Below are 25,999 nucleotides of genomic sequence, written 5' to 3' on the forward strand. Positions count from 1 at the left end.
TTAATTATAGTCAAGCAAACGTTTTACCACCTCGGTGTACCGGGAGCCGTATTGCAAACGGATGCTGTTCAAACAGGCGTCAATAATATACACAGGGTGCTGCCGTTGGTAACGCACCACTACGGAAGTATCAGCTAAGAATGGAATTTTCAGCGGAAGTTGATCCGGGTTCAAAACATGCAATTCATCGGGATGGAATTTATCCAGGTTTGTAGTTGGCAATAAAGTGAGTCCATAGACCGTAGTAATACTACCATTTGCCAATGATACACTTTCCAGTGATTCCGGAAAGGTCCGGTTATAGGTATCCAATACTGCAGCCAGTTCCAGTTCATTGACCCCATCCTGTAACAATACGCCGATCTTCCTGTTTTTTCCAAACAATACTTTTTTGCCGATGGCCATCTTATCGCCCCAACCAATGGGAATACTTTTGTGTGCCGTTTGTTCGGGCGTATTGAAATAGTGTATAGACCTGCTAACCTGTAACATTGTTTCACGGCCTAAAAGTGTATCAATAACAGCTAATGTCCCGTCGGTGGCATTGGAAACCCCGGCTGTGCTGTATAGTCCACCACTCCTGGTGACACGGATATTGTTCATCCATAGTGGCTTACTATATTGTTTGCGGATCGCCGCAAAATCAGATGCATGGGCGGTAAGCGGCCTGCCATCATAAATACCGGTGGCTGCTGCTGTCAGCGCACCATCACAAACAGACAGCATGATAGTGGTATCCCGGTATTGACTTTTAATCCAATTAATAAGAACCGGGTTTTGATGCCGGGCATCCATGGCCGACAAATTAGGGATAACGATCACCTGGGCCACCACACCGGTCGCCTCAAATTCACTGAACGAAAAATGAGGCAACAGGAAAAGCCCCTTACGCAGGATAATCGGTTCCTTTTTGGGAGCTACTACGTACACATTTAACTTTCCGGTAGCACTGAACAGGTGATATGGCGCCATGAGGTCGAAAATTTCGGTTCCCTCATTATCTGCAATAAGTATTACCGTTTTTTTGGTGGAATCGAAGGCTGGTTGTTGCGTACTGAAGCTGGGATGCCCCTCAAATGTTTTCCATCTCATAAATTCCCGGACAGGCGCACATGCATAAAAAAACCAGATCATGGTCAGCACCAGCACCAGGAGCATACTGTACGTTAGTTTACTATTTGTCAGCTTCATACTGTTTTTTTTGTATTCTTTGTAATTGCCGGGCTGATTTGAATCCGCATTCCGACGCTATCTTAGTGGTGGTATAATCGGGGTTATTACGAAGGGTGGCAGCTTTTTCGATTCTGAGACGGGTAAGATATTCGTTGATGGTGATGCCTGTAGCTTCTTTAAAAATCCGGGTAAGGTTTCTTGGGCTGCTATTAAAAAGGTGCGACAGTCTTTCCACTGTCAGGGACTGATCCAGATGGCTGATCATGTAATCCTGCAGTTGATGGATCTTTGGATGGAGGTGATTCCTGTAATCCAGGTAGATATGTTGCTGGCTATGTTTTGCGCCCCTGCGGTGATATATCACCAGTCCCCTGGCCACCTGGTTGGCCACTAATGGCCCCTTCCATTCTTCCAGTATAAACAGGGCCATATCAATTCCGGAGCTGATCCCGGCACTGGTATATATATTCCCACTTTTTACGAACAACACGTTGTCAGCCACCCGGGCCGCCGGAAACATGCTTTGCAAAAGATCTGTACTTCTCCAATGGGTAGTGCATTCCCGGCCATCCAGTAGCCCGGCTTTACCCAGGATAAAGGCGGCATTACATACAGAGCAGATATTAATCCCCCGGGCAGCGCAATCAGCCAACCATTGGAAAAAGGATGTTTCAATATCGGGGCGTCTTTTCAGGCCTTCAAAATAAAAACCGGGAATAAAAAGAAAATCACCTGCGCTCAGCACCGCTTCCCGGTAATGGCTGATGCTTCCTAAAGGTAATCCCGCAGCACAGGAAGGTGGCTGATCTATCGCATAAAATGCCAGGTCAAGGTCAGCTCCCATCAGGCTTGCTTCTCTGAACACCTGTACTGGCCCCGCCAGGTCCAATAGCTCCACAAGTGGAGGCAGGATAAATACAATTTTTCTTATCATCCCACAAAAGTAGTCCTTGTTACACTTTCCGTAAAGGACAATAGTGCGTCATATACGGCCATATGATTAGTCGCCTGCATCAACCCATCTGGACATGCTGTTATTTCCCTTCCTAACCTGGGGGGCTATACGATTTATCTGCCACCATCGTGATTTGTAACATTTCCTCCCATAATCTGTAACATTTGAATACCCTGTTGCAAAGGGGATCATGGTAACTTCACGCTATTGAGATAAGAGAAAGATTCCTGTTATGAATTACTGCTGCCCTTCCCAGGGTGGCCTGTGTGTAATGCCATGTCGTCAGAGCTTTCAGTACAACCCGTCTTTTGATGTTACCTTTTTCGATTGATTTACTTAAACCATCTATTCTTTATGAAAACAAAGTTACCCGTAATGCGGTCTTTTATTGCCGGGCGCTTTTTATCGGCTAAAGCCCTGCAAAAGACGCTGTCCCTTTTCTGTTTACTTTCTGCTGGTATTGTACTTCAGCCTCAACAGTTGAAAGCCCAAACCGGCTACGTCTGGAAAAACGCCCCTGTAGGAGGCGGGGGATTTGTAACCGGCATTGTTACCCACAAAACCTCCGGCGACAGGTATTGCCGTACGGACGTAGGCGGTGCTTACCGCTGGGATGCTGCCAACAATAAATGGATTCAACTGCTCGACTGGCTGAATGAATCGGAAAATGGATTTATTGGCGTGGAAGCCCTCGCACTGGATCCACAGAATGCCAATAATGTTTATATGCTCTGCGGCACCTCCTATATCAACGGCGGCAGAACAGCGATATTAAAGTCCACAGACAAAGGAAATACTTTCACCTACACAGATGTTACTGCTAAATTTAAAGCACATGGAAATGGGAATGGACGCGGAAACGGAGAACGGCTGGCTGTAGATCCCAAAAACAGTAACATATTATTCTGCGGTACAAGGGCTAACGGACTTTGGAAAAGTACAGATGCCGGCGTTACCTGGAACCTTGCCTGGAGCGGTGTAACTACTACTCCTAATGAAAACGGGATATGCTTTGTTCTTTTCGATCCTTCCGGCAGCGTATCCGGCGGAGCAAGTCAAACCATCTACATAGGTGTTTCCCGCACAGGGGGCGCCAATATCTATAAGAGTACCAACGGAGGCGCCACCTTTACAGACATCTCCGCCACTACTAGCTTCATGCCACACCGGGCTGCATTGCAGGGAACGACCATGTATGTTACCTATTCAGATGATGCAGGTCCGCAGTCCAGTGGAGGAAATGGAAAGGTATATAAGCTTAACACCGCTACCGGTGCGTGGACCAATGTTACCCCCGTTTCTTCGAAAGATTATGCCTATGGAGGAGTAAGTATAGATCCAACGAATGTTAACCGGGTCATTGTTTCCTCCTGTGGCTTGTATTGGAATAACCAATTCGGTACCGGCTGGGGCGACTTTGTTTTCCTTTCTACCGATGGCGGATCAACCTGGACACTTAAAAACGGTACCAACGCCACCTATGACAGTAACGGCATGGCATGGACGAATGGTGGCGCTGTTAACTGGATGGACTGCATTGAGTTTGACCAGGCCAATCTTTCAAAAGTACGGGTCATCGGTGGCGGTGGCGTATATACCTGTTCCGATATTACCGCCGCCAATCCTTCCTGGAAATACGATGTAATAGGGCTGGAAGAAACCGCATTGCTGGACGGCATCAGCATTCCCGGAGGATCATTTATTTCCTCCTTCGGAGACGTAACAGGCTTTGTACATGAGCCGCTCACTTCTTATCCTGCAAAAAAATTAAGTCCCACAGATGGCAACAATCAAAGCATTGCGTATGCAGCAGGCAATACCAACAAGGTAGTAAGAGCTTCCAACGGAGGAAACGTTGTTTATTATTCGAACGACAAAGGTACTACCTGGACGGGCGTTGCTACCAATATGGGGTCACAGGGAAAGGTGGCCGTCAGCGCAGATGGAGGTACCATATTACATTGCCCCGGAGGTTCTACTACTACTTACTATACCACAAACAATGGCGCCAACTGGGCGGCCTGTTCCGGTGTATCTCTTGGAGATGCGGGACCGGTAGCTGACCAGGTAAATGCCAACTATTTCTATATATACAATCCTTCCAGTGGACAACTGTTGAGAAGCTCCAATAAAGGCGTCAGTTTTTCAGTAGCAGGTACGCCGGGCGCATCAACAGCGAACTATCCGTGGGAAGCAGCCCAGATCCGGACAGCGCCGGGTTTTGAAGGACATGTATGGGTACCTCTTGGCCACAATGGATTAAAATATTCCACTAACTACGGTGCCGCCTATACGACTATTGCTAATGTAAGTTATTGTAAAACCATTGGCATCGGGAAAGCGGTGACAGGAGCCACCTATCCTACTGTTTTTATCTGGGGAACAGTGTCCGGCGTCACCGGGCTTTTCAGATCAACCGATCAGGGAGCTACCTGGACCAGGGTGAACGATGACGCCCACCAGTTTGCAGGCGCACCATTGCTGATTGGCGACATGAACGTTGCGGGAAGAGTATATATGAGTGCCGGCGGAGGAAGAGGTGTCATTTACTGGGAGCCTGCTGCCTGTACACCTACCGCTATCACCCCCTATGTACAGGTTAATGGCGGAACATGGCAACAAACCGCCAATGCAGCCGTCACCGCAGGCAATAGCGTACAGTTGGGCCCTCAGCCTACTACGGGAGGCTCCTGGAGCTGGACCGGTCCCAATAATTTCAGCGCTACCACCCGTGAAGTATATCTCTCAAATATCCAGGCCAATCAAACAGGGAACTATGTAGCCACCTACACCAACAGCGGAGGATGCCAAAGCACACAAACCTTTAACATCAGCCTTACCACGGGTACTATATTAAGAGAAGTATGGACAGGCATTAGCGGAACTACCATCAGCAGCCTGACCTCCAATAGTAACTATCCTAATAATCCCACCAGCAGAGACCAGCTCACCAGCCTGGAAGGCCCAACAAACCAGGCAGATAACTATGGTACCAGGATCCGTGGATATATACATCCCCCTGCCACAGGAAGCTACACTTTTTGGGTAGCAGGAGATGATAACACAGATTTATACCTGAGCACCAGCGACAACCCGGCCAATAGCACGAGAATAGCCTATGTGAGTGACTGGACCGATTCCAGGCAATGGAATAAATACAGCACGCAGCAGTCTGCCGCCATTAACCTGACAGCCGGACAAAAATATTATATTGAAGTGCTTCACAAGGAAGGCAGTGGTGGAGACAATGTAGCGGTAAGCTGGCAGGGACCTGGCCTTACACAACAGGTAATCGCCGGCAATTATCTTTCTACATTTGTTCCCGGAACAGGCAGTGCTGCTGTAGCCAAAATAGCTTCGGACGTTATCACCAATGAGGATGCTGTTAGCCTGTACCCTAACCCCGCCGCAGCAGGAAAGTTTACCATTCTTCTTCCGAAAATTTCAGAAAATACAGTGGTAAGAATTTTTGACAACCAGGGCAGAATGGTGTATGAAAAGAAAACCCGTGGCGGTAACCAGGTAGCGATTGACTCACGGCTTAAAGCAGGGTTCTACATTGTTATGATAAATACTAAAACAGGCAGCGTCACGAAGAAGCTGATTGTTCAATAATAAAGCGAATTACCATCACGCAAAGCAGGTAAGCGGCAAAGATAATTTTCATTTGCTGCTTACCTTCCCTGCGCTACAATTTTCGACAGTAATTCTTTCCCGTTATTGTTTGTATGATTGACAATTATTATATACCAATGCATCTACCATCTGGCAAAGAATATAGATACTATATTTTTTTTAAGAGATAAAAAAAATATTTATCACTCTTATTTGTTGGGTATAGTTTTTATATTTAGCCCCCATATATTAAACGCGATTATGAAAAAACTTCTCTTTTACACCCTCGCACTATTGCTGCCTACCCTGCTTCATGCGGCCATCAGGTTGCCTGCACTTGTTGGCAGCAACATGGTGCTGCAGCAAAACGACAGCATCACGCTCTGGGGATGGGCCAGCCCATCAGAAAAAATTACAGTATATACAGGTTGGGATAATCAAACAGCCACTACTACCACCTCCGGAAATGCAAAGTGGAGCTTGAAAGTGCACACGCCGGCAGCAGGAGGACCTTATGAAATTAGACTGAAAGGATCTAATGAGATTGTATTGAAAAATATCCTGATCGGTGAAGTGTGGTTATGCTCCGGACAATCAAACATGGAGTTCAGCTATTACAATGGCGTTCGGCAGATAGCAGCAGAACTGCCGGTTTGCAGTAACAATAATATCAGGCTCTTTAACATCCAAAAAACTACGGCAGCAACCCCACAGGACAATTGTCCGGGTACCTGGGAAGTATGCGATAGCAACAGCCTGAAGCCTTTCAGCGCGGTGGGCTACTTCTTCGGATTAAAGCTGCAGCAAACACTGGGTGTGCCGGTAGGACTTATCAACGCCAGTTGGGGAGGAACACCGGCCGAAGTATGGGCACCGGAGCACGTGGTCACCGATCAGCCACAATTGGCTGCAGCAGCCGATAAGCAGGCTCCGGCTGCCTGGTGGCCACATAAGCCGGGCTATGCTTATAATGCCATGATAGCACCACTTCTCAATTTCAATATAAAGGGAGTGATCTGGTACCAGGGAGAAGCGAATGTAAACACAGCCACTACCTATACCCCCTTATTCAGCGGCATGATACAGGCATGGCGCGATGCATGGCATAAACCTTTACCTTTTTACTATGTTCAGATAGCGCCGTTTACCTATGACCAGGAAAATGAAACTGCATTAAAATATGACGCTGCATTACTTCGTGAAGCACAGGCACGCAGCAGCGCACTCCCCGGAACCGGGATGGTTGTAGTATCAGACGTTACAGAGAACGTAAAAGATATTCATCCGCAGGATAAAAGAACAGTGGGAAACAGGCTTGCCAACTGGGCGCTGGGAGAGAACTATGGCAAAACAGGATTTACCTGGAAAAGTCCGGCATTCAAAGACATGAGTTTCCGTAAAAACAAAGCAATACTACATTTCAGTAATGTTCCTGGTTCTCTCCGGATCAATGGCAAAGCACCCGCTGCGCTGTACATCGCCGGAGCTGATAATGTGTTCTACGAAGCATCCGCGAAGGTGGAAAAAGATGCACTGGTGGTGTGGAGTGAAAAAGTAGAAAAACCTGTATCAGTAAGATACAGCTTTTCCAATGCTGCTATCGGTAATATTTTTTCTTCAGGAGGTTTGCCTGTTGGCCCCTTCCGTACAGATAGCCTGCCATTGTCCCATAAATAAAAGAGATAAAAGAATGGTCTGCCCGCGGCCGGCCATTCTTTTTCTTCGTCAAGGCTCATTATTGCTGCGGAGCAGGCATTTGAGCGGCATCCATATATACCAATTCCCATTGATGGCCGTCAAGGTCTGCAAAGCTATGCTGATACATCCAACCATAGTCCTGGGGCTCCGCGTAAATCGTTCCGCCTGCATCTTTGGCTTTCGCAACCATCTGCTGCACTTCCTCTCTTGATGAAGCATCTAACGCAATTAATACTTCTGTCGACACCTTTGCATCTGCTACTTCTTTCCTGGTAAATGTTTTAAAATAAGCTTCTGTTAAAAGCATAGCGAAAATATTTTCGCTGATAATCATACAGGTGGCTTTTTCGTCGGTAAACTGGGGATTAAAGCTGTAACCAAGTGCAGTGAAGAAAGCTACTGATTTGTCAAGGTTCTTGACGGGTAAGTTGATGAATACTTTTGTTGCCATTTTTTTCTTTTTTAATTGTTTGCTGATGAAACAAAGATGCGGCAACATTTTGGGCAACAATTTTACAAATGTTGAGAAAATGAAAAATAGTTATTTGTTGGCAAAAAATATTCTGCTCAACTGTGTCGGCGTAATACCCAGGTAAGCAGCGATATGATGTTTCCTGAGGCGCTTTAACAGCTTAGGATATTTCTTTAAAAAATCGTCGTAACGCTTAGCGGATGTATCCGTTCGAAAAGCCACTTCCAGCGGTTCTTTGTCAATAATCCAATGGAGCTCGTTGTATTTTATATAAAATTGTGCAATGTCCGGGTGTTGATCAAACAGTTTTTTAAACTCAAAAAAATCGTATTCAAAAACAGATGTATCTTCAATTGCTTCAATATAAAATATACTTGGTTTATTAGCTAACATTGCGCTTAAAGAAGCCGCAAATCGTTGTTCAGGGAAGAAATATTTAATGATTATATCACCTTCGTCAGTAATAAAGTTTTGAGAGAAGAGTCCATTGACTACAAATGCCACTTTTCTTGGGTATTCTCCCATCGTTACAAAGTTCTCGCCTTTCTTATATTTTCTGTACTTCAACAACCCGGCCCAGGCTTTTTGGGCCTCTTCTGAAATATGGTGATATGTTTTGATTTTTTGAAAGAACAAGTCTGTATTCATATATCTACATTATAGAAGATTTAAATAGTGGCTGCAGGTCTTTCTTCTGCCTGCCAGGATCAGGTCCGCTCTTTCCAAACATTACCCCGGTAATTTAAGATGTTTTTTGCTATTGTTCTTTTTTTCCGAAGATCATATCCGGCAATTGCCTGTATCCCGGGCCATCAATAACGATATATACTTATGCAGATGCCTTCTGTGAGCGAAGGTTGAACACCAACGTAAACGTGCTCCCCTCTCCTGGTGTGGAGGATACTTTAATGAGGATATCATGGAAGTCGGCAATTGTTTTCACGATAGAAAGACCGAGGCCATATCCATCGTTATTGCGATGGCTGTGTTTTCTAAACCGGTGGAAAATATTTTCCAGATCTGCGGCAGGCATACCAATACCTGTATCCTGGATAATCAGGTGATAGGTATCGCGGGTGAGGTATTCTTTGATATGGATGGAGCCATTTGTTGTATTGAATTTGATAGCATTATTCAGGAGGTTGTAGATCATTTGAAAGATGAGGTCCTGGTTGAGCTGGCGGAGAACAACAGTTGCTGTCAGTTCTATTTTTACATCTAGATTTTTAGCTGCCGTCCGGTGTTCCAATTCCTCAACGACCTGGTGTACCAGGGTATTCAGGCGCACATTGTCTTGTCGTGGGAACTGTTCGTTCTCAATGCGGGAAATTAACAGTAATGAGTGAACGATCTTTTTAAGGCGGTTCAGGGTACTCATCATGCTAATGATTTTTGATTGTGCTTCATCTTCCAGGTTACCATCAGCCAGGAAGTTTTCCAGTTTATGCTGGAGGATACTTACGGGCGTCATTAGTTCATGGGATGCGTTGGAGGTAAATTCCCTTTCTTTTTCGAAGGCCACGTTTATTTGGTTCATGAGTGCCACCAGGGAGTTGTCGAGGTACTTGAAATCCGCCGTGGTAGTATTCACTGGCGGTCCCTGTTCTTTAAAGGGAAAGTTGCTGCGGAAGAGGCGGGTGCGTATGATTTTTCCCAGTGGTTTTAAAAGGTAACGGGTGAACACAAGATCCGTGATGATGGTAATGCTGATGAGGGCGCCCAGTACATATAATGCCATTCTTTGCAGGGGGCGGTTATATTGACTGATAGTAGTATACTTCCGGCCGATTTCCATCATATAGTCTTTCCCGTTGGCATGGAGCTGATGGCTCAACACTCTATAGGTGAGGGTATCTTTTTCTACGATACGTTTTACAGTTTCGATGGTATCGCCGGCATAGTGGGATGTTGCTGGTTCGAGGGAGATATATTCTTCTTTCAGCATGGTGTAGCTGCCATAATTATCTTCTCCCTGCAGGTAGGTTTCAATACCATTATTGCGGATGGCCAGCAATACTTTTTTTTCCTGTTCATGGAGGTAATAATCGTTGTATTTGAAGGCGATATCTTCAATCAACCTGGGTAGCAGCAGGATAAACAGGGCAGCCACTGCCATTTTTGACAGTGTTATAAAAAGTGTGAGTTTAACCTGTAGCTGCATAATTGATGTCAGAGTTTTACTTTGTAGCCTACATTGCGTATGGTTGTTAACCATTCCACGGTACTATAGGCGGAGAGTTTTTTCCTGATATTTTTGATGTGCACATCTATAAAATTAGAGTCGTAGTCTGCATCTCCATAATCACCCCAGATATGTTCACTTAGTTGCAACCTGGAGAGTGGCCTGTTTTTATGGAGCACCATATAGCTCAGGAGATCGAACTCTTTCCGGGAAAGGGTGATATCTGTAGTCTGAAAGCAGATGCAGCGTTTCTGGATGTCCAGGTGGAAGTCGCCCACCTGGATAGTAGCTGTCTGCAATGCGAATTTCCGCCGGGCAATGGCATGCATGCGGGATTGCAGCTCCAGCAGGGAGAATGGTTTGGGCAGGTAATCATCTGCTCCGAGATCGAGGCCTTTGATACGATCTTCCAGTTGTCCGCGGGCGGTAAGAATAATGATAGCCGCATCCGGGCAAATTTTGCGGGCCTCTTTCAGCAACTGGAGGCCGTCCATGTCGGGCAGGCCTAAATCCAGCAGGAGGAAATCACAGCATCCTTCTTCCAGCCTGTTAATAGCAGCGGCGGCATTACCTGCTACTTCGCAGGTATAGGCGCTTTTCAGGAAAGCAGTCATTTCCTGGGCCATGATTTGCTCGTCTTCTACAATTAATACTTTCATCAGAACTGGTAATAAAAACTGCCGTTAAAAAAAGAGTGGCTGGTACCTGCACCACTAAGGGCTTTATCGCTTAGCACTGACAGTTGATATTCCAGTTGCAGCATATAGTGCGCCCTGTTATATGCCAGTGGTACTTTCAGGTTATAAGAGAGTAGATCGAAGCTCGTATTCTCTTTTGTGGAAGTGCTGGTACTGGTATTTCGCGGCCATCCCGGCAGGTTCGGGATGGGTAGTCCTAATTTCGACAATTCTGATACTTTCTCACTGATGTAGGTCTGGTAAAAGTGTTGGGTACCGCCAATCACTTCCAGGGCAGGAGTTAGCGTGATCAAGTCTTTATTTTTACAGATGCTTCCCAGTGAAACCTGTTTTTCTGTACTGAGTGTAAGAAAAACGTCCTGTTGCTTCCCGAAAGCATAATCTGCGTTTATCCCGGTAGTCATCCAGTATTTATATTTCAGGGAGGCGGCTGCGTTGTCCGGGTTGGCAGCCTGCAGGAAGGCTGAGTTCTCCGGGTAAAAGGTATGGCTGTACGACAGGTCTGCTGTAAACTTTTTCCCGATAGGGAAAGTAAATCCGGCGCCGGCGCTTCCGGCAGATACAGCGGATACGGAATCATTCAGCAGCCGGAAAGCGGTACCTGTGAAATAAAATCCGGACCTGAATTGCAGGCTGGCTGCTGCTGCTACGTATGGCAGCCGGTTAACGGCTGTTTGTCCGTAATAGCTGGCATTGCTGGCATACAGTGCTCCCAGGGTGAACGTTACCGGCTTCTTCGATTCTTCCGCAACGATTGAATCCTGTTTTGTCGCGTTCATTTCTTTTCCGCCCAGTGTATCCTGTTTCGTCCCGTTTGTTTGTGCGTACACAGTTGTAGTGCTCATTCCAAGTAGGAATGCAGTGATTAGTGCAACTCTCATAACATACATATTACCTTAAATCAATCCTCTGGTAATAATTTTTGGTTTGATGATCCTGATAGGTTTTACGGGCAATGGAGTAGGAACAGCTATTGGTTTTATTACCCTTCTGGATTTTGGAACTTCCTTGATTATCGGTAATGCTTCCGGTGCAAGGGGTTTGTCCACTGGTTTTTCAGCTGGTCCGTGTGTAGCTGGCACACTATCGGCAGCCAGGTGGGTATATAGCATTATTCCTGGCAATTGCGGTCCGAACAATACTTTTCCATTACCCCGTGCGGGCTGCATGCAAACCAAAGCAGGTAGCAGGAAAAGTACCAATTGAAAAGTTCTGACCATAATAAGGAGGAAAAGCCACTGTTAATGCCACTGGCTGCCGGCAAAAATCTATATTTTAAAGCACATTTACAAGACCTTCAGCCCCGCTTTTGTGCCCAAATGGGTATTTACCTGTATGGGAGCCGGTTTTACCTTTACAGCGCTATTAACCGTATTATGCACGCTGCCGTTTACATGATTGCCGGCAGCGGCCTTTATGCTACTGTTTACACTACCGTTTGCACTGCCATTTACACTATTGTTAACCGTGTTATTTACGCTGCTGTTAACACTGCTGTTTACGCTGGAAGCGGTGGCAGCTGTTACGGTTGCGGCCTGCCGGGAATCAGCTGCGGCATGTTGGATGACATTCGCAGTGGTTTGCGTTGAAACGTCCGCTGCATGCGCTGCTGCTGCTTTAACCTCATGGGCCGTACTTACAGTAGTGTTGGTGGTGGCGGAAATGCCGGCTTTTGCAGCTCCGGCTGCTGTACCTGTGGAAGCTCCTGCCCCGGCATTACTGCTTACCTGGCTGTTTGCCGGACCAATTACTACTACATTGGCGCTGGTTTTAACATTCGCGTCCTGGGCGAAAGCAACGCCTGAACATAAAGCTGCGACGGTTGCTAATACGATTGTTTTCATAATTGCTGATTTGATGATAGGACAAAACTATCGGCCAAAGATGAAGCGAAAATGAAAAACGGGATCTTCCGCTTAAATTTCTCCCATAAATCTCATATTAAAATCAAATCTTATAGTGGTAGCATTTAATGTGGCCGAGGCACAGGGGTGGTTAACAAAAACTTTTGACCTCATAGGAATAGCTTCAAACCATATGAATGCAACATAAAACGGGAGCCGGCATCTTTAATTCACTTTCGTCAATTGTCCAGCGATTTGAATACCAGGTGTTGTAGAAATTCAACTAATGGTCTTACTGCTTTGGATTTGCCAAAATCAGTTAAACGCGGCAGGTATTCTTTGAAGTACATCTGCCGGTGAGCGGTTTCTATTAAGGTACTTGCCAATGAATGTGGAAATGCAAACTCAGGATTTAACTCCAGGAAAATCTCCGCAATGCGATGGCAAAGATCTTTATAGGGTTTGAATAACATAGACCTGTTATCTTCCGTAACATTCTTTGTAAGATAGGCTTTGTCGCCTTCACAGATGACTATGCCGTGCAAAATATTTTTGTCAATGTGCTCCACAATAAATTTGTCCTGCACATCAAATGTCAGCAACTTTATAACAATATCTATCTTTTCTCTTGGATGTTTGAGGTTGTTAGTGTGAAATATCAACTGGTATTCCAGCCATGTCCAGAACCAGGTAGTAATATAGGTAAGTAACCGGTGCTTGTTTTCAAAATACCGGTAGATGCTGGCCTCTGTAGTGCCGATTTCTGTCGCCAGCTTTTTAAAAGTAAAATCCTCAAAGCCTATATCATGTATCAGTTTTATACCATGCTTAATGATATTACGACCCAGTTCCGTACTCTCCGGATCTCTTAAGTAAAGCCTGGCATTCATTTTTATCTGCAACTGCAGCTCCATACTTAAATAATTAGTTGGCTAAAGTACGATTTAATAGTAGACTCCTCTCCGTTTTTATAATTTACTATAAACAATAATAGTATTACTATCATTAAAAATAGTTTTATATCTTTGCGTCGCAATTGAAGATTATGCTTGAAAATTCGAAATTAGGAATCCTGGGAGGCGGTCAGCTGGGAGCAATGATTATACGGCATGCGATAGATCTTGGCCTCCATATTTCGGTGATGGACAAAGACCCGTTAGCGCCTTGTTCACGTTACACTTCTTCTTTTTTCACCGGTGATCCGGCTTCTTTTGATGATGTATTGGAATTTGGCAGGGACCTCGATGTTATTACAATAGAAAAGGAAGCTGTAAATATCAAGGCTTTGCGCCAGCTCGAAAAGCAAGGGGTAAAAGTTTTTCCGGCACCCGATACTATTGAGGTAATACAGGATAAATTTACACAAAAGCAGTTCTTACAGTCACATCATATACCTGTGGTACCTGGTGAAGCCATCGGGGGTAAAAATGACCTGTATCAATACGAACAAAAACTACCTGTTTGTCTTAAAAAGCGTCGCGACGGATACGATGGATATGGAGTAATGGTTTTGAGAACAAAGGAAGATATACTATCTGCTTTTGATGCACCATGTGTGGTAGAAGAATTAGTTGATATAAAACAGGAAATTTCTGTAATCGTAGCGAGAAACGAGGCGGGCGTTATAAAATGCTATGACCCCGTGTTGATGGTCTTTTCTGAAGAAAAGTTCATACTTGACCACCAGATAGCACCTGCCCGGATAGACAAAGAACTCCAGGAAAAGGCAATATCGATCGCTAAAGATATAGCAGATGCGTTGAAGCTGGTAGGTATTCTTGCTGTAGAAATCTTCGTTACAAAAGACAATGAACTTTTGGTAAATGAACTGGCGCCAAGGCCCCACAATAGCGGCCACCATACGATAGAAGCCAGCACTACCTCACAATATGAACAATTACTCCGTGCCGTACTCGGACTGCCGCTGGGCGATACGGAGCTTCGCTTCCCGTCTATAATGATGAATATACTGGAAAGCACCTCATTAAATGCTGACAGGCAGGCAAAGGTGAAGCGGCTCCTGGACATACCCGAAGCACATCTTCACTGGTATGGAAAAGAAGGGAAAAGACCCGGCCGGAAAGTGGGGCATTTAACTGTCACAGACAATACCATCGAAAACGTTATTGCGAAAGCTGAAACAATACGAAAAATTTTAAATTAAAAAATATGCAACAAGTAGAGGTAGGCATCATTATGGGCAGTAGCTCCGATGCCCCTATCATGCGCCAGGCAATAGAGGTTTTAAAAAAGTTTGATATAGGCTACGAGTTTAGTGTTGTATCAGCACATCGCAGCCCTCAAAAAATGTTTGAATACGCCGCTACTGCTGAAGAACGTGGTTTGAAGATCATCATCGCGGGTGCTGGTGGTGCAGCGCATCTTCCAGGCATGGTGGCTGCTATTACTACGCTTCCTGTAATTGGTGTGCCTATTAAGTCTTCAAACTCTCTCGACGGCTGGGATTCCCTCCTATCTATCGTACAGATGCCGGGTGACATTCCCGTTGCCACAGTAGGCGTTAATGGCGCGCGCAACGCAGGTTTATTGGCAGTACAGATTTTAGGAACAGGTAACAGCGCACTCAGGAAAATGCTTGCAGCATTAAAAAAAGAAAATTACGATAAGGTTAGCAAGCAAAATGAAACATTAGATCAGATCTAATAGGAAGGTTTCGCCAGTTTCTTTAATGCTATGGCAGGTAGGCCGGTTAATTCCAATACCTGCCTGCCGGCCGCTGAACTTAGTAGCACCACTTCAAAACTTAAAACATGTACAAGCATTCCAGGGAATCCCAAAGCAGCCTTACACCCGCAATGGCGCTTCAGTATCTTAAAGAAGGCAACTTACGTTTTGTCAATAACCTGAGGGCCAATAGAGATCTGTTAAGCCAGGTAAACGCTACAAGGGACGGCCAGTATCCATTTGCTACAGTACTTAGCTGCATGGATTCACGTACCTCTGTAGAACTTGTCTTTGATCAGGGGTTGGGAGATATATTCAGCATACGCATTGCTGGTAATGTTCTCAACCAGGATATTCTTGGTAGCATGGAGTTCGGCACACAACTGGCTGGCTCAAAAATAATCGTTGTCCTCGGGCATACGCAATGCGGCGCTATCAAAGGCGCCTGCGATGGTGTACAGCTCGGGAATCTTACGCCATTACTGGAGAAGATAAAGCCGGCTATCGATAGTGAGACATCTACCCCGGCTGAAAACAGGAACGGAAAGAATGCTGCCTTTGTAAAGAATGTAACAGAAAATAACGTGCGCCAGGTAATAAAACAGCTAAAATCAGAAAGTCCCATTATAACAAAACTGGCTGATAGTGGCGCTATTATGCTGGTAGGCGGTATCTACCACCTGGAAACCGGGGCAGTAACTTTCTTTGAGGAATAGTGCTCAGTTATACATAAGCCATCGCCATCAAAATAGTCAAATTAACCAGGAGCAATGAAAGTCTGTAACAAAGACTTTCATTGCTGCCTACATCCTGACCCGTACAGTAGTACTACCGGAAATATTCGCAGCAGCCCCCACTCCTATGAGAGCCGCTCTCCGGGCAGGCCAGTCAATGGTTCCCAACTCCTCCCAGTCAATCCCATTGTAGGACCCGCACCCTTTTATAAGGTTACCTGAGCGTGTAACTTTCAACCAATAGGCGCCTGTCAAACGGCCATAGGTAACAGCAGGCTCCCTCAACGGTTGCTGTGCTAAAACAGCTACAGCAGCTCCCGGCTGTTTTCGTTGCATCAGTTGCACCATCCACTGCGGCGCCTCAATGTCCTTTGCTTTACCCGGGTAAAGCATCCAGGCAGCAAAAGTACTGGCTGGTTCCTGATTGGATCTGATCATCAGGCCCACAGCCGTAAATTGAGAACTGGGTTGCGGACACACCCGGATAATCACTTCTTCATTTTTCTTCAGTTTTCTATAGGTATAGTTTAAAGCAGTTGGTAAACTATCCGTAAACCTGCCTCCTGCTTCTATCCGTAGCTCGTTACCATCGTATTGCGCATAGCCGGATGTTTCGGTATTCCCAATGTCGGTATTGTGCCACCCCAGAGGAAGCCCGCCGCCGGCAAGAGATACCGGCAATGAGGCCGCCGATTCCCTTCCATCCTGAATACCGGTAACCGTGTAATAAAATATCACACCTTCTTTCACACTACTGTCGCGGAAAAAATTTCCTGCAGTAACACCTGCTTTTACATAGTGACCCTTTTTATTTTCCGCACGCCTGATAACATAAGACGAAGCACCGCGGAGGCTCACCCATGTCAACAGCCCGGTATCAGTAGTGGCCCGTAACACCAATCCCGCCGGCCTCTCCACAGAGAAATTAACGGTATCCATTTTATCAATGACCGGGCTAATAGTATAGAATAAAGTACCATAGCCGGGGTGATCTGCACCCGGAGTTCCCGGCCCTTCCGGCCGCAGCTTATCCGCTGCCGCTTTTGTAAATGGAGCCGGTAGACCCATTCTATTTACATAATGATTATACACCTGTTCATATACTGCACGCAGCTTTCCACGCGCTGCTTCCGAAGGACGCGTATGACGATATTTCCCGGTGCGGTCGATCATAGGCGTGTAGGGTATATCGTTATAACCCAGGTTGTACTTAGCTGTGTACTCAAACCCTTTCAACAGGCGGTTGTTAGCATAAGCATATAGATCTAACCCCTGATGCCAGGCCATTTCACAGCATTCGGCCAGCATGCCGATTCCGAGCTGCGTATGTGCCTGATCTCTTCCTGTTTCCTGCACCTGTCCTTCATCATTGATAATATAATGGGTAAGACTCCCGTTACCCCAGCCATTTACATAATAGCGAACCGCCTTCTCAAAAATTTCATGGTCATTACAAAAAATGCCGATGGCCATCACCGTTTTAAGCGCTGCATCATCCCAGTTGCCATTGGCAAACGGTGCATATTCGGCAATAACAGGATAGATTACACGGAGAAAATGTTGTTCTGTACGTTTCACAGCGGCAGCAGACCAGCCGGCATCACTGTATCTCATGATCTCTGCGGCATTCACCATTTTAAAGGGCCCCAGGCCGGCCATCAGCACCGCATCCCTCCCGATTACGGACTGCAGTGTATCACTCCAGGCATCAATGATGCGGATAGCCGTTTGCGCATAACGTTTATCGCCGGTAATAGCCCACATCACAGCATTCTGATAGGCTGCATTGGCATCACTGTCGTAATCCGAATGGCCTATGGAAGGATTCCGTCCTACTTCCCGTAGCGGCCCTTTCAACTGGTAATCACAGTGAGAGAAAGGGCTTTCTTTAAACACTAGAAAACCTTCGTATATGGGTGACCGTTGCTGCGCAACTGCAGCTCCCATCCTCCGTAAATCCTCCCTGCTGTGCAGCAAGCCCGGGTGCACAAATGCCGGCGTCTGCGCGGACGTTGACATTCTTATCGCAAAAAAAAATAAAAATATCAGCGCTCTACTCATGATTACCTGGTCTGAAAATGAATGCCTGTCCACCTTTAGCCAATAACTTTACCGGTACCCTGTCTCCGCTGGTAAGCCGCATGGTTCGCTTACGAATAGATTGATTTCCGTCATCTTCATAAACAGTTACGATGTAGGAAACACCGGGCTTGAGGAAAGACAGCTTCAGCTCTGCCTGCCAGTCGTTCAGACCCGCCGCGCAGCCAAGGTACCAGGTATCTCCTTTCCTTCTCGCTATAGCTATACCTTTACCGATATCCCCCGCCAGGTAATGCGATTCATTCCAGGTAGTGGGCACGTAGTCGTAGAATTCAATCTCTTCTTCATTGGTATAATCATTAGGCTGACCATACCAGAATATGGCCTGCAGCGGGCTATAATAAACTACGCTCAGCGCCAGCTGCTGTCCCTTTGAAACTTTGATATGCTTTGAAAAATCATATTTTGAGTTAGGGAAACAATAAGTATAATCTGCAGCGCCGGCAAAATAACGGGTGAAGGGAAGCGTGGTAGTATGAAAAGCATCCGGACTGTTTTCATTCCCCCTGATACCTTCCTGTGTTAACAATGCCGGGTAGGTACTGCTAAGGCCGGTGGGTTTATAATTATCGTGGATGTTAAGTATAAAGCCATATTGCTGCACCTTTTTTATTGCCTGTGATAACCAGGTGAGGCCGGATTGGGTAAGCCCATCTACAAAACCGAATTTAAGACCCGCCACACCCCACTGTTTATAAAGCGGAAGAATAGTATCCAGTTTGGCTTTCAGTCCTATATAATTTACATACAGTATAACGCCGACCTGGTGCTTTCTGCCGTATGCAATCACTTTCGGCATATCGATGGCCGGAATTACCTGGGTGGGATCAGACGACGAGCGGAACTCAGCCCCATACCATCCTGCATCAAACATGATATACTGAAAATGATGCTTCACCGCAAAATCGATGCAATCCAGGCCGCTCTGTGTATTCAGTTGAGCGCGGATAAGTTTACCAGGTTTGATCCACGAGAAATCTCCCGGTCCGGGGGCATCTGCCAGCTTTGTATTCAGGCTGCGGCAGTGAGCGAGGGCAATAGCAGAAGTGGCCACACTCAAGGTTCTCCACGGTGTTTTTATATTTCCATGAAACAGCACGGCAGTATCCCTCGGAAATTTTATCATCAGCGTATTACCATCTATGCCCCGGGCCAATTCCGCTTTCGTATAGTTTAAGTTCACGGCCTCTCCTACCTGGTAATAATTTCCTGCTGATTCCATGGTGACCGGCAGGTCTGTAGTAGTACGGAAAGTATCCGCCCGCGTTGGCGTAAAAATAGATTCTTCATTATATTGATACAGCAGCGGAGAAGCAGGAAATGAGAAGGTAGTAAATTCACGGAGCCTGTGTTGCATGGTGTCTGCCACGGCTACTGTGTACCGGAAGGCGATGCTGCTGTCCATTACACGAAAATCGATGATCACAGGAAGGCCTGCAGTTGTTTTCAGATACAACTTCGCCTGCTGATAAATACAAAACAGCGTATCCTGCTCCCCCAGCGGAGTTGCAATGGATTCCTGGTGACGTACGGGTTTATCATACCGGGTAATTTTGGCGTTGCTCAAAGAAACGCCGTCAATGGCAATATCCAGTGCTGACCAACCTGTAATTTTTTTTCCTTTGAAAGATAACTGGTAACCGGGCTTTCCACCCGGCGCGCTGATCGACAACACCGTCGTGTTGCCGGGAGATGTTATAGAATATATCTTTTGAGCGGAAAGCGGCCCATGCAGCAACAGGCAGGTAAGCCCCGGTATGCCCAATGATTTTAATAAAGAAAACATTTTATTCATTTCCAATTTTTATCGGTTAATCAATTGCGGGCAGGTGGCCCGTCTACAGGGTTACTCTGTTTTTCTGAACACCAGGCTGTCTACAAACTCGCCTACAAACATCCTGGCCATATCTGCCGTTTTATACCAACCTGGCTTCCCGGCCATGTTATCAGCGATCAGTACACCGTTTATTTTCAGGTTTTCGAATACCACATTATGGATTCTCCTGTCTTCGCTGTAGCCTGTGATAATCGATAGTTCCGGGCTATTACCATTATAAGTTACATTTTTAAACAGTATATTTTCTATGCCTCTGCCAGGTGCTGTACAATACTTTTTATTAAACGGAATCTGCAGGTGTACCAGTTGTCCGCGCCTGATATTCTCTACGCGGATATTTTCAAAAGATATATTTCTTACCAGGTTATTATCGCCTGCATTTATGGCCATACAACCCTGGTAATCCACCTGCCTCTCCTGGTGTTCCAGGATATCGATGTCGATATAATGTACATTATCGATCGTATCGGGATGGGGCGTATTGCCATGAATGCCGATGTGTATGGGATGGGCTACATCTGCCCAGAGTATGGACCGTTGCATGGTGATGTTCCGGCAACCACCGGTAAATCCCTTTCGTGTAGCATACACCGTAGTGCAGTCGTCCGAATTGCGACAAAAGACGCCATCATACAAAATATGGCTGCTGGCAAACACATTCATACCATCGCCCCATTTGTATGCGCTGATGCTTTTTACATTGCGGACAATAATACTATCGGAGCCGCCTATCGGGCATTGGGTAAGCGTAATACCTTCCACCAGCACATTTTTCGCATGCGATATGGTAACGCCTTCCTTTCCGGGAGATTCAATAATTCCCCTGCCTGTTATTTTCACATCCCGTACACTATCCACTACTATTCTCCCCTTTACTACTGCTCCACCGGCGATGTATACCGTTTTGCCGGAAGCGACCTTCAACACCTCATCTTTCAATACGTGGAACCCCGGCCCAAAATAGATGATGTCATCTGCTTTGGGGTCCGGGATCACGTCTGGTACGGGATTAGCAAACAAATGGAGATTGTGAAATTTATCACCATTTATTTCAATGGAGAGATGCCTGGGTTGATGTAAACGAAAATAAACGGTATTGTTCACTACCTGGTGGTCAATGCCGTATGAAAGCGGCCGTACGGCGGCGTGAATGATTTTCTCCCTGTTGCTGGTTACCGCTACTTCCACTTCTTCCAAAAAATCAAAGGCCACCATAGAAGCATTTTCTACATGATGATTTACGCCTCTTACCTCATCTACCTTTACATTATACTCATATAAATCCTGCCATGGGCCGCCCGGCTGCCGGACCTTTACCGTAAAATCAGGGTTATGTGCGGCACTCCCTGTTTCCTGCCCCGGGAAGGGATATACCGACAACTGCGGTTGTTGCGCAATACTAATTGTCGAAAACATTACACAAAAAGCAATACCGGCTACTTTAATGGATGTCCAATCTAAATTCATCAGTGGAAAGTTTATGTATGCGCTGATCAGCCATGCGTGGCATTTAACTTCTTTGATATTACATTGGCGGCCTATGACTAACCAGCATGCAAAGTAAACATCAACAGCTCCCAACTATAAGGGGGAGTACTCGCATAAAAAGGGGGGTGAAGTGTGAATTCAGGGAGACTCCCCCTGCAATTTGCAGAGGGGGTATGGGGGTATATACGCCGGATTCAGGATTTCTTCCGTTCCATACCTTTCTTTCTTGTTTCTATTTTTTCTACTTTATATTTATCCTCGAATGCTTTCCGGTAACGCCGGATGTACTCGGAAGGATTCATGCCAAATATCTTATTGAATTGCTCCCGGAAATATTTCACGTCATTTATACCTACCTGGAAACCTATTTCATTGACATTTAAGTCTGTGCTAATCATGAGTTCTGCGGCTTTTCTCAGGCGTATAAAGCGGACAAATCCCCTCAGCGATTCCCCGGAAACGAGCCGGATCTTTTTATATACAGAAGAATAGCTCATACCAATTTCCCGGGCCAGCACCTTTATATTGAACTCGTCGTTATCAAGATTTGCTTCTACAATAGCAATACATTCTTCTACGAACTGCTTATACTGACCGGAAACTTTTAAGTCATTTTTGCGGAGGGTAACTTCATTCAGGAAATAATTACGCAGATTATCTCTTGTTTGCAAAACACTATTTACAGTAGCAGTCAACAGCTCCTTTTCAAAAGGCTTGGTGATGTAGTAGTCGCTGCCTGCCTCTGCACTTGCCAACTTTCCCTCTTCCGGTGAAGAGCCCGTGAGCAGGATAACAGGAATATGATTGAGCAGCGCATGCTGTTTAATGGCTTTGCAAAGTTCGAGGCCCGACATTGTTTCCATCCTGATATCGCTGATCACAACGTCCGGCAGCAGGGCAATGGCTTTTTCAAGTCCCTCCTTTCCATCGGCAGCTTCCTCAATATTAAATGCCGGCCGGAACATGGCTGAAATATATTGACGTATCTGTATATCGTCATCTACAATCAACATTGTTTGCCGGGATGTTATCACAGTGGGAATCGCCTCTTCTTCCGGATCTTCCTCTACAACATCTTCCAGTTGCGGTTCTGACATCGTTTGCAGGAAAAGGGTTTTATCGCCCTGGTTGTTATTAGCCGGCTCCTGGCTCACATCATCAGCACCGCAAGGTAAAACAACCGTAAACCTGGTGCCCCGGCCATCATTGCTTTCAAAGCTCACTGTCCCCTGGTGCAGTGATACGAACTTTTTCACCAGGTACAACCCTATGCCAAAACCTGGTTTCCCTGCCGCACCACTTCCTTCGGATCTATAGAATCTCTCAAATATTTTGTCGCCGCTACCGGCAGGAATGCCACACCCGGTATCTGATATGGTTACTGACACCTGGTTGTCAGCGCAATGCAGCTTCATGGCAATGCTACCGCCAGCAGGTGTATATTTAAAAGCATTTGACAACAGGTTGAAAAGCGCTATCTCCAGTTTTTCCCTGTCGCCCGTGATCCATAGTTCCTCCTGGCTTCCCTCAAAAGAATAGGTCTGACCAGCCGACTGCGCCTGCTGTTCAAACGACTGAAACACGTCCTGGCATAGTTCAGTGAAATTGATACGGGAGGGGATTAACTGCTCAATGTCACTATCTGCCCGCCTGAACAACAGCAACTGATCCAGCAAACGTAGCAGGCGCCGGGCATTTCGATATATGGTGGTAAGCTCCCGCCGCTGCTTTCCGCTAACTTCCTGCTCCTGCATCAGATCCTTTGCCGGGTTGATGATCAATGTAAGCGGCGTGCGGAATTCATGTGATACATTGGTAAAAAAGGCAATCTTTTTTTCATTGAGTTCTCTTTCTTTCTCTGTATTCAAATTGGCCAGGGCTACCTGGTACTTCAACCGGCGTTGTTTTGTTTTATAGCTGATATAAACTACCACCAGGATAATGGCCATAACAAGGTATATGATATATGCCCACCAGGAAGCATACCAGGGAGGCAGCACCACTATTTCCAGGCTGATCTCATTATCTGTCCATTGTCCTTCTGTATTTGTGCTCTTTACCCGGAATGTGTAATGCCCTGCAGCGAGATGCGTATAAGTGGCAGTTCTGGTATTGCCGGCTTCGTTCCAGTTTTTATCCCAGCCGTCCATATAATACGCATAAGATATTTTATTGGGCGCAGAATAATCCAGTGCTGCGAAATCGAAGGTAAAAACGGCTTCCCGGTAGGGTACTTTAATTTTGCGAAGATCATCGCCCTGTTGCGTTTCAATATAATCTGCCTTTTGTCCGATGGGCATATTATTCACACGAATGTCCGTGAAACGCATGTTGAGTTTTTCATCAGATGGCCGGATATCAGATGGCCGGAAGATATTCAACCCTTTGATGCCGCCAAACATGAGTTCCCCGGATTGGAGCCGCAGCGCAGCATTATAATTAAATTGGTTGCCGGAAAGCCCATCTCCCTGGTAGTAGTTAGTAAATGTTTCCCGGCTGGTATTAAACCGGGAGATACCATAAAACGTACTTATCCAGAGATCACCCGCTTCATCTTCCAGGATATTGAGCACGGCGTTGTTACATAATCCTTCTGCGGCGGTATATCGCTTTAGCACTTTGCCTTGCGCACGGTCAAACAACAGTAACCCGCCACCTTCTGTCCCTACCCAAAAGTGGCCTTTGCGGTCTTCATGAATGGCCCTTACCGGGTTGCCCAGCATATAGAAGACGTCGTTGTGATGCTGCGGATCAACTTTTATCAGGCTGCGGAGGTTCCCCGCCCATAGCTGCCCGGAGTGGTCTTCCTTCATTGTAAAGAGGTCCGTTAACTTGTCGTCTGCCAGTTTAAACATATCCTGTTGCGGGTCATATTGATACAGTGCGCCTTTATATAACTCACCTCTGCCGAAAGTACCCGCCCATAAAGTGTTATGGCTATCTTCATACAAGACATATACTGTTTTACTCTCCTTTTCACTGTCTTTATACATCAGCCGGTAATGGCGAAAGGAATTGGTTTGTTTGTCGAACCTGTTAATCCCTCCCCAAAATGTGGATACCCAGATGTGTTGCTTATTATCGCAATGCACATTCGTTATAAAATTATCGCTGAGAGAGGTAGACACGCCCGGCTGATGACTGAAGGCAGTAAACTGCCCGGCTTTCCTTCGCCACCTGCTTAGCCCGCCCCCATCTGTTCCTACCCAGATGGTACCATCGTTCTCTTCACAAAATGCAAAAATAAAATTGCTGGCAAGGCTGTTACTGTTCAGCGGATCATGTAACACAGACTGAAACCTGTCTTTCTTTGGATCAATGATATTGACCCCGCCTCTTAATGTGCCAATCCATTTACGCCCTTCTGCATCTTCATAAATTGTGCTCACAGAGGCGCTGGCCAGGGTATTGTTATTATTACCTGCAGGAATGTTTTCTACCGGGGTTCCGTATTCCGTTTGAATGATATTGATACCCCCTCCGTTCGTGGCTATCCAAAGCCTTCCGGATTTATCAAGATACAGGCCGGATACTTTGTTGTACGTCAACTTTCCATTCTCCTCCGTAAATGATTCCAGGTATTGATTCATGGATATTGAATACCTGAACAATCCATTGGGTGTGCCTATCCATAACAGGTCTCTGTCGGCTTTTATACAATCAGCTGTTGGCAAACTGTCGTTCACCAACTGAACTGCAGCAGCATTTTTGTTCAGCCGGCATAACCCTCTGCCCTGCACAAAACACCAGGTCTCTCCATTTCCGGCTATCTCAATACTCCCGGCATCATAGGAGGTCAGGCGCTGATTAGCTGCATACAGCGGTAACTGCACAGCGGTATATGTTCCCGCCGCGCAAAATAACAAACCCTGGTGCTCCGTTCCGATCCACATATTACCTTTCGCATCCCGTTTAATATCCCGTACTACGGCAGTGATCCGCTCCCATCTGGCAGTACCGGCTACCTGGTATTTCACACTGCTGAACTTTCCTGAAACAGGATCATAAATATTAATTCCCTGCCTGGTACCTATCCATAATTTATACTGCAAATCTTCATTGATGGTAAAGATCCAGTTATTTACCAGGGAACTGCTGTCGTTAAAACTGTTGCGGAATACTTTGAATACATTGCCATCGTACCTGTTCAGTCCATCGTAAGTACCAAACCACATAAATCCTTTATGGTCCTGGAATACACAACGGACGGCATTATTCGATAACCCCTGTTCTATGCCCAGGTAAGAAATTACATAATAACGGTTGTTACCCGCAGAGAATCCGGATACGTGGAACGCGGTCACAAAAAATAGCAGACAGCACATTACAAGTTTTGTCATCCCGTGGAAATTAAAAATACTACGTGGCTTTGGTTGATGGTAGAATACGAGTTTACCCCCTCTTCCTGGTGCTAAATTACGCCATGAAAAATGATCGTCAGGGGGGACATTCTCATAATTCAGGGTGTATAATAGTAATTTTTGTCTAAACGACACTTATTTAATTCATTCCGCTGTA

The 25,999-nt window shown here is 45.9% G+C and carries 18 protein-coding genes; 5 read left to right on the forward strand and 13 right to left on the reverse strand.

Translation table 11 applies throughout. From position 1 onward, the window contains the following. Together J7623_RS14110 and J7623_RS14115 are read right to left on the reverse strand one after the other, a co-directional pair. Entirely contained in the window at positions 1–1,191 is a 1,191-nt protein-coding gene (locus J7623_RS14110) for a DJ-1/PfpI family protein (RefSeq protein ID WP_291921019.1), read from the reverse strand. Continuing rightward, entirely contained in the window at positions 1,175–2,107 is a 933-nt protein-coding gene (locus J7623_RS14115) for a DJ-1/PfpI family protein (protein WP_291921021.1), read from the reverse strand. The genes J7623_RS14110 and J7623_RS14115 overlap by 17 nt, the downstream gene beginning before the upstream one ends. A gap of 375 nt (positions 2,108–2,482) precedes the next feature. On the opposite strand from J7623_RS14115, the gene J7623_RS14120 reads away from it, so the two are divergent. Both J7623_RS14120 and J7623_RS14125 read left to right on the forward strand, forming a co-directional pair. Then, complete coding sequence (locus J7623_RS14120; protein WP_291921023.1) at positions 2,483–5,743, forward strand: T9SS type A sorting domain-containing protein; 3,261 nt, start codon at positions 2,483–2,485, stop codon at positions 5,741–5,743. 261 nt (positions 5,744–6,004) lie between these two features. Then, on the forward strand, positions 6,005–7,420 hold the full coding sequence (locus J7623_RS14125) for a sialate O-acetylesterase (protein WP_291921025.1): 1,416 nt from the start codon (positions 6,005–6,007) through the stop codon (positions 7,418–7,420). 58 nt (positions 7,421–7,478) lie between these two features. Here J7623_RS14125 and J7623_RS14130 read toward each other — a convergent pair whose 3' ends face one another. The 7 genes from J7623_RS14130 to J7623_RS14160 form a co-directional block, all read right to left on the reverse strand. Then, entirely contained in the window at positions 7,479–7,892 is a 414-nt protein-coding gene (locus J7623_RS14130; RefSeq protein WP_291921027.1) for a VOC family protein, read from the reverse strand. 90 nt (positions 7,893–7,982) lie between these two features. Then, complete coding sequence (locus J7623_RS14135) at positions 7,983–8,561, reverse strand: Crp/Fnr family transcriptional regulator (protein WP_291921029.1); 579 nt, start codon at positions 8,559–8,561, stop codon at positions 7,983–7,985. 181 nt (positions 8,562–8,742) lie between these two features. Then, positions 8,743–10,074, reverse strand: coding sequence for a HAMP domain-containing sensor histidine kinase (locus J7623_RS14140; protein WP_291921031.1), 1,332 nt, complete (start codon positions 10,072–10,074; stop codon positions 8,743–8,745). A gap of 8 nt (positions 10,075–10,082) precedes the next feature. After that, a complete protein-coding gene (locus J7623_RS14145; RefSeq protein ID WP_291921033.1) occupies positions 10,083–10,754 on the reverse strand; it encodes a response regulator transcription factor in 672 nt (223 codons plus the stop codon). Further along, entirely contained in the window at positions 10,754–11,674 is a 921-nt protein-coding gene (locus J7623_RS14150; protein WP_291921034.1) for a hypothetical protein, read from the reverse strand. The genes J7623_RS14145 and J7623_RS14150 overlap by 1 nt, the downstream gene beginning before the upstream one ends. Positions 11,675–12,079: 405 nt before the next feature. Then, positions 12,080–12,637 carry a hypothetical protein gene (locus J7623_RS14155; RefSeq protein WP_291921036.1) on the reverse strand — a complete coding sequence of 186 codons (558 nt, stop codon included), beginning with the start codon at positions 12,635–12,637 and terminating at the stop codon, positions 12,080–12,082. Between the two features lie 239 nt (positions 12,638–12,876). Continuing rightward, positions 12,877–13,551, reverse strand: coding sequence for a TetR/AcrR family transcriptional regulator (locus J7623_RS14160; protein WP_291921038.1), 675 nt, complete (start codon positions 13,549–13,551; stop codon positions 12,877–12,879). Between the two features lie 131 nt (positions 13,552–13,682). On the opposite strand from J7623_RS14160, the gene J7623_RS14165 reads away from it, so the two are divergent. The 3 genes from J7623_RS14165 to J7623_RS14175 all read left to right on the forward strand — a co-directional run bounded on the left by J7623_RS14165 (position 13,683) and on the right by J7623_RS14175 (position 16,038). Then, positions 13,683–14,801, forward strand: a complete 1,119-nt coding sequence (locus tag J7623_RS14165; RefSeq protein WP_291921041.1) for a 5-(carboxyamino)imidazole ribonucleotide synthase — start codon at positions 13,683–13,685, stop codon at positions 14,799–14,801. Between the two features lie 5 nt (positions 14,802–14,806). After that, positions 14,807–15,301, forward strand: coding sequence for a 5-(carboxyamino)imidazole ribonucleotide mutase (purE, locus tag J7623_RS14170; protein WP_291921043.1), 495 nt, complete (start codon positions 14,807–14,809; stop codon positions 15,299–15,301). Between the two features lie 107 nt (positions 15,302–15,408). After that, positions 15,409–16,038, forward strand: a complete 630-nt coding sequence (locus tag J7623_RS14175) for a carbonic anhydrase family protein (protein ID WP_291921045.1) — start codon at positions 15,409–15,411, stop codon at positions 16,036–16,038. 87 nt (positions 16,039–16,125) lie between these two features. Here J7623_RS14175 and J7623_RS14180 read toward each other — a convergent pair whose 3' ends face one another. From J7623_RS14180 to J7623_RS14195, 4 genes are all read right to left on the reverse strand, one after another. Further along, on the reverse strand, positions 16,126–18,075 hold the full coding sequence (locus J7623_RS14180; RefSeq protein WP_291921047.1) for an alginate lyase family protein: 1,950 nt from the start codon (positions 18,073–18,075) through the stop codon (positions 16,126–16,128). A gap of 34 nt (positions 18,076–18,109) precedes the next feature. Further along, on the reverse strand, positions 18,110–19,951 hold the full coding sequence (locus J7623_RS14185; RefSeq protein ID WP_291921049.1) for a glycoside hydrolase family 97 protein: 1,842 nt from the start codon (positions 19,949–19,951) through the stop codon (positions 18,110–18,112). A gap of 51 nt (positions 19,952–20,002) precedes the next feature. Then, complete coding sequence (locus J7623_RS14190) at positions 20,003–21,460, reverse strand: glycosyl hydrolase family 28 protein (protein WP_291921051.1); 1,458 nt, start codon at positions 21,458–21,460, stop codon at positions 20,003–20,005. 215 nt (positions 21,461–21,675) lie between these two features. Beyond that, complete coding sequence (locus tag J7623_RS14195; protein ID WP_291921052.1) at positions 21,676–25,821, reverse strand: hybrid sensor histidine kinase/response regulator transcription factor; 4,146 nt, start codon at positions 25,819–25,821, stop codon at positions 21,676–21,678. Positions 25,822–25,999: the final 178 nt, after the last annotated feature.

The organism is Chitinophaga sp., from assembly GCF_017745275.1.
GTDB lineage: Bacteria > Bacteroidota > Bacteroidia > Chitinophagales > Chitinophagaceae > Chitinophaga.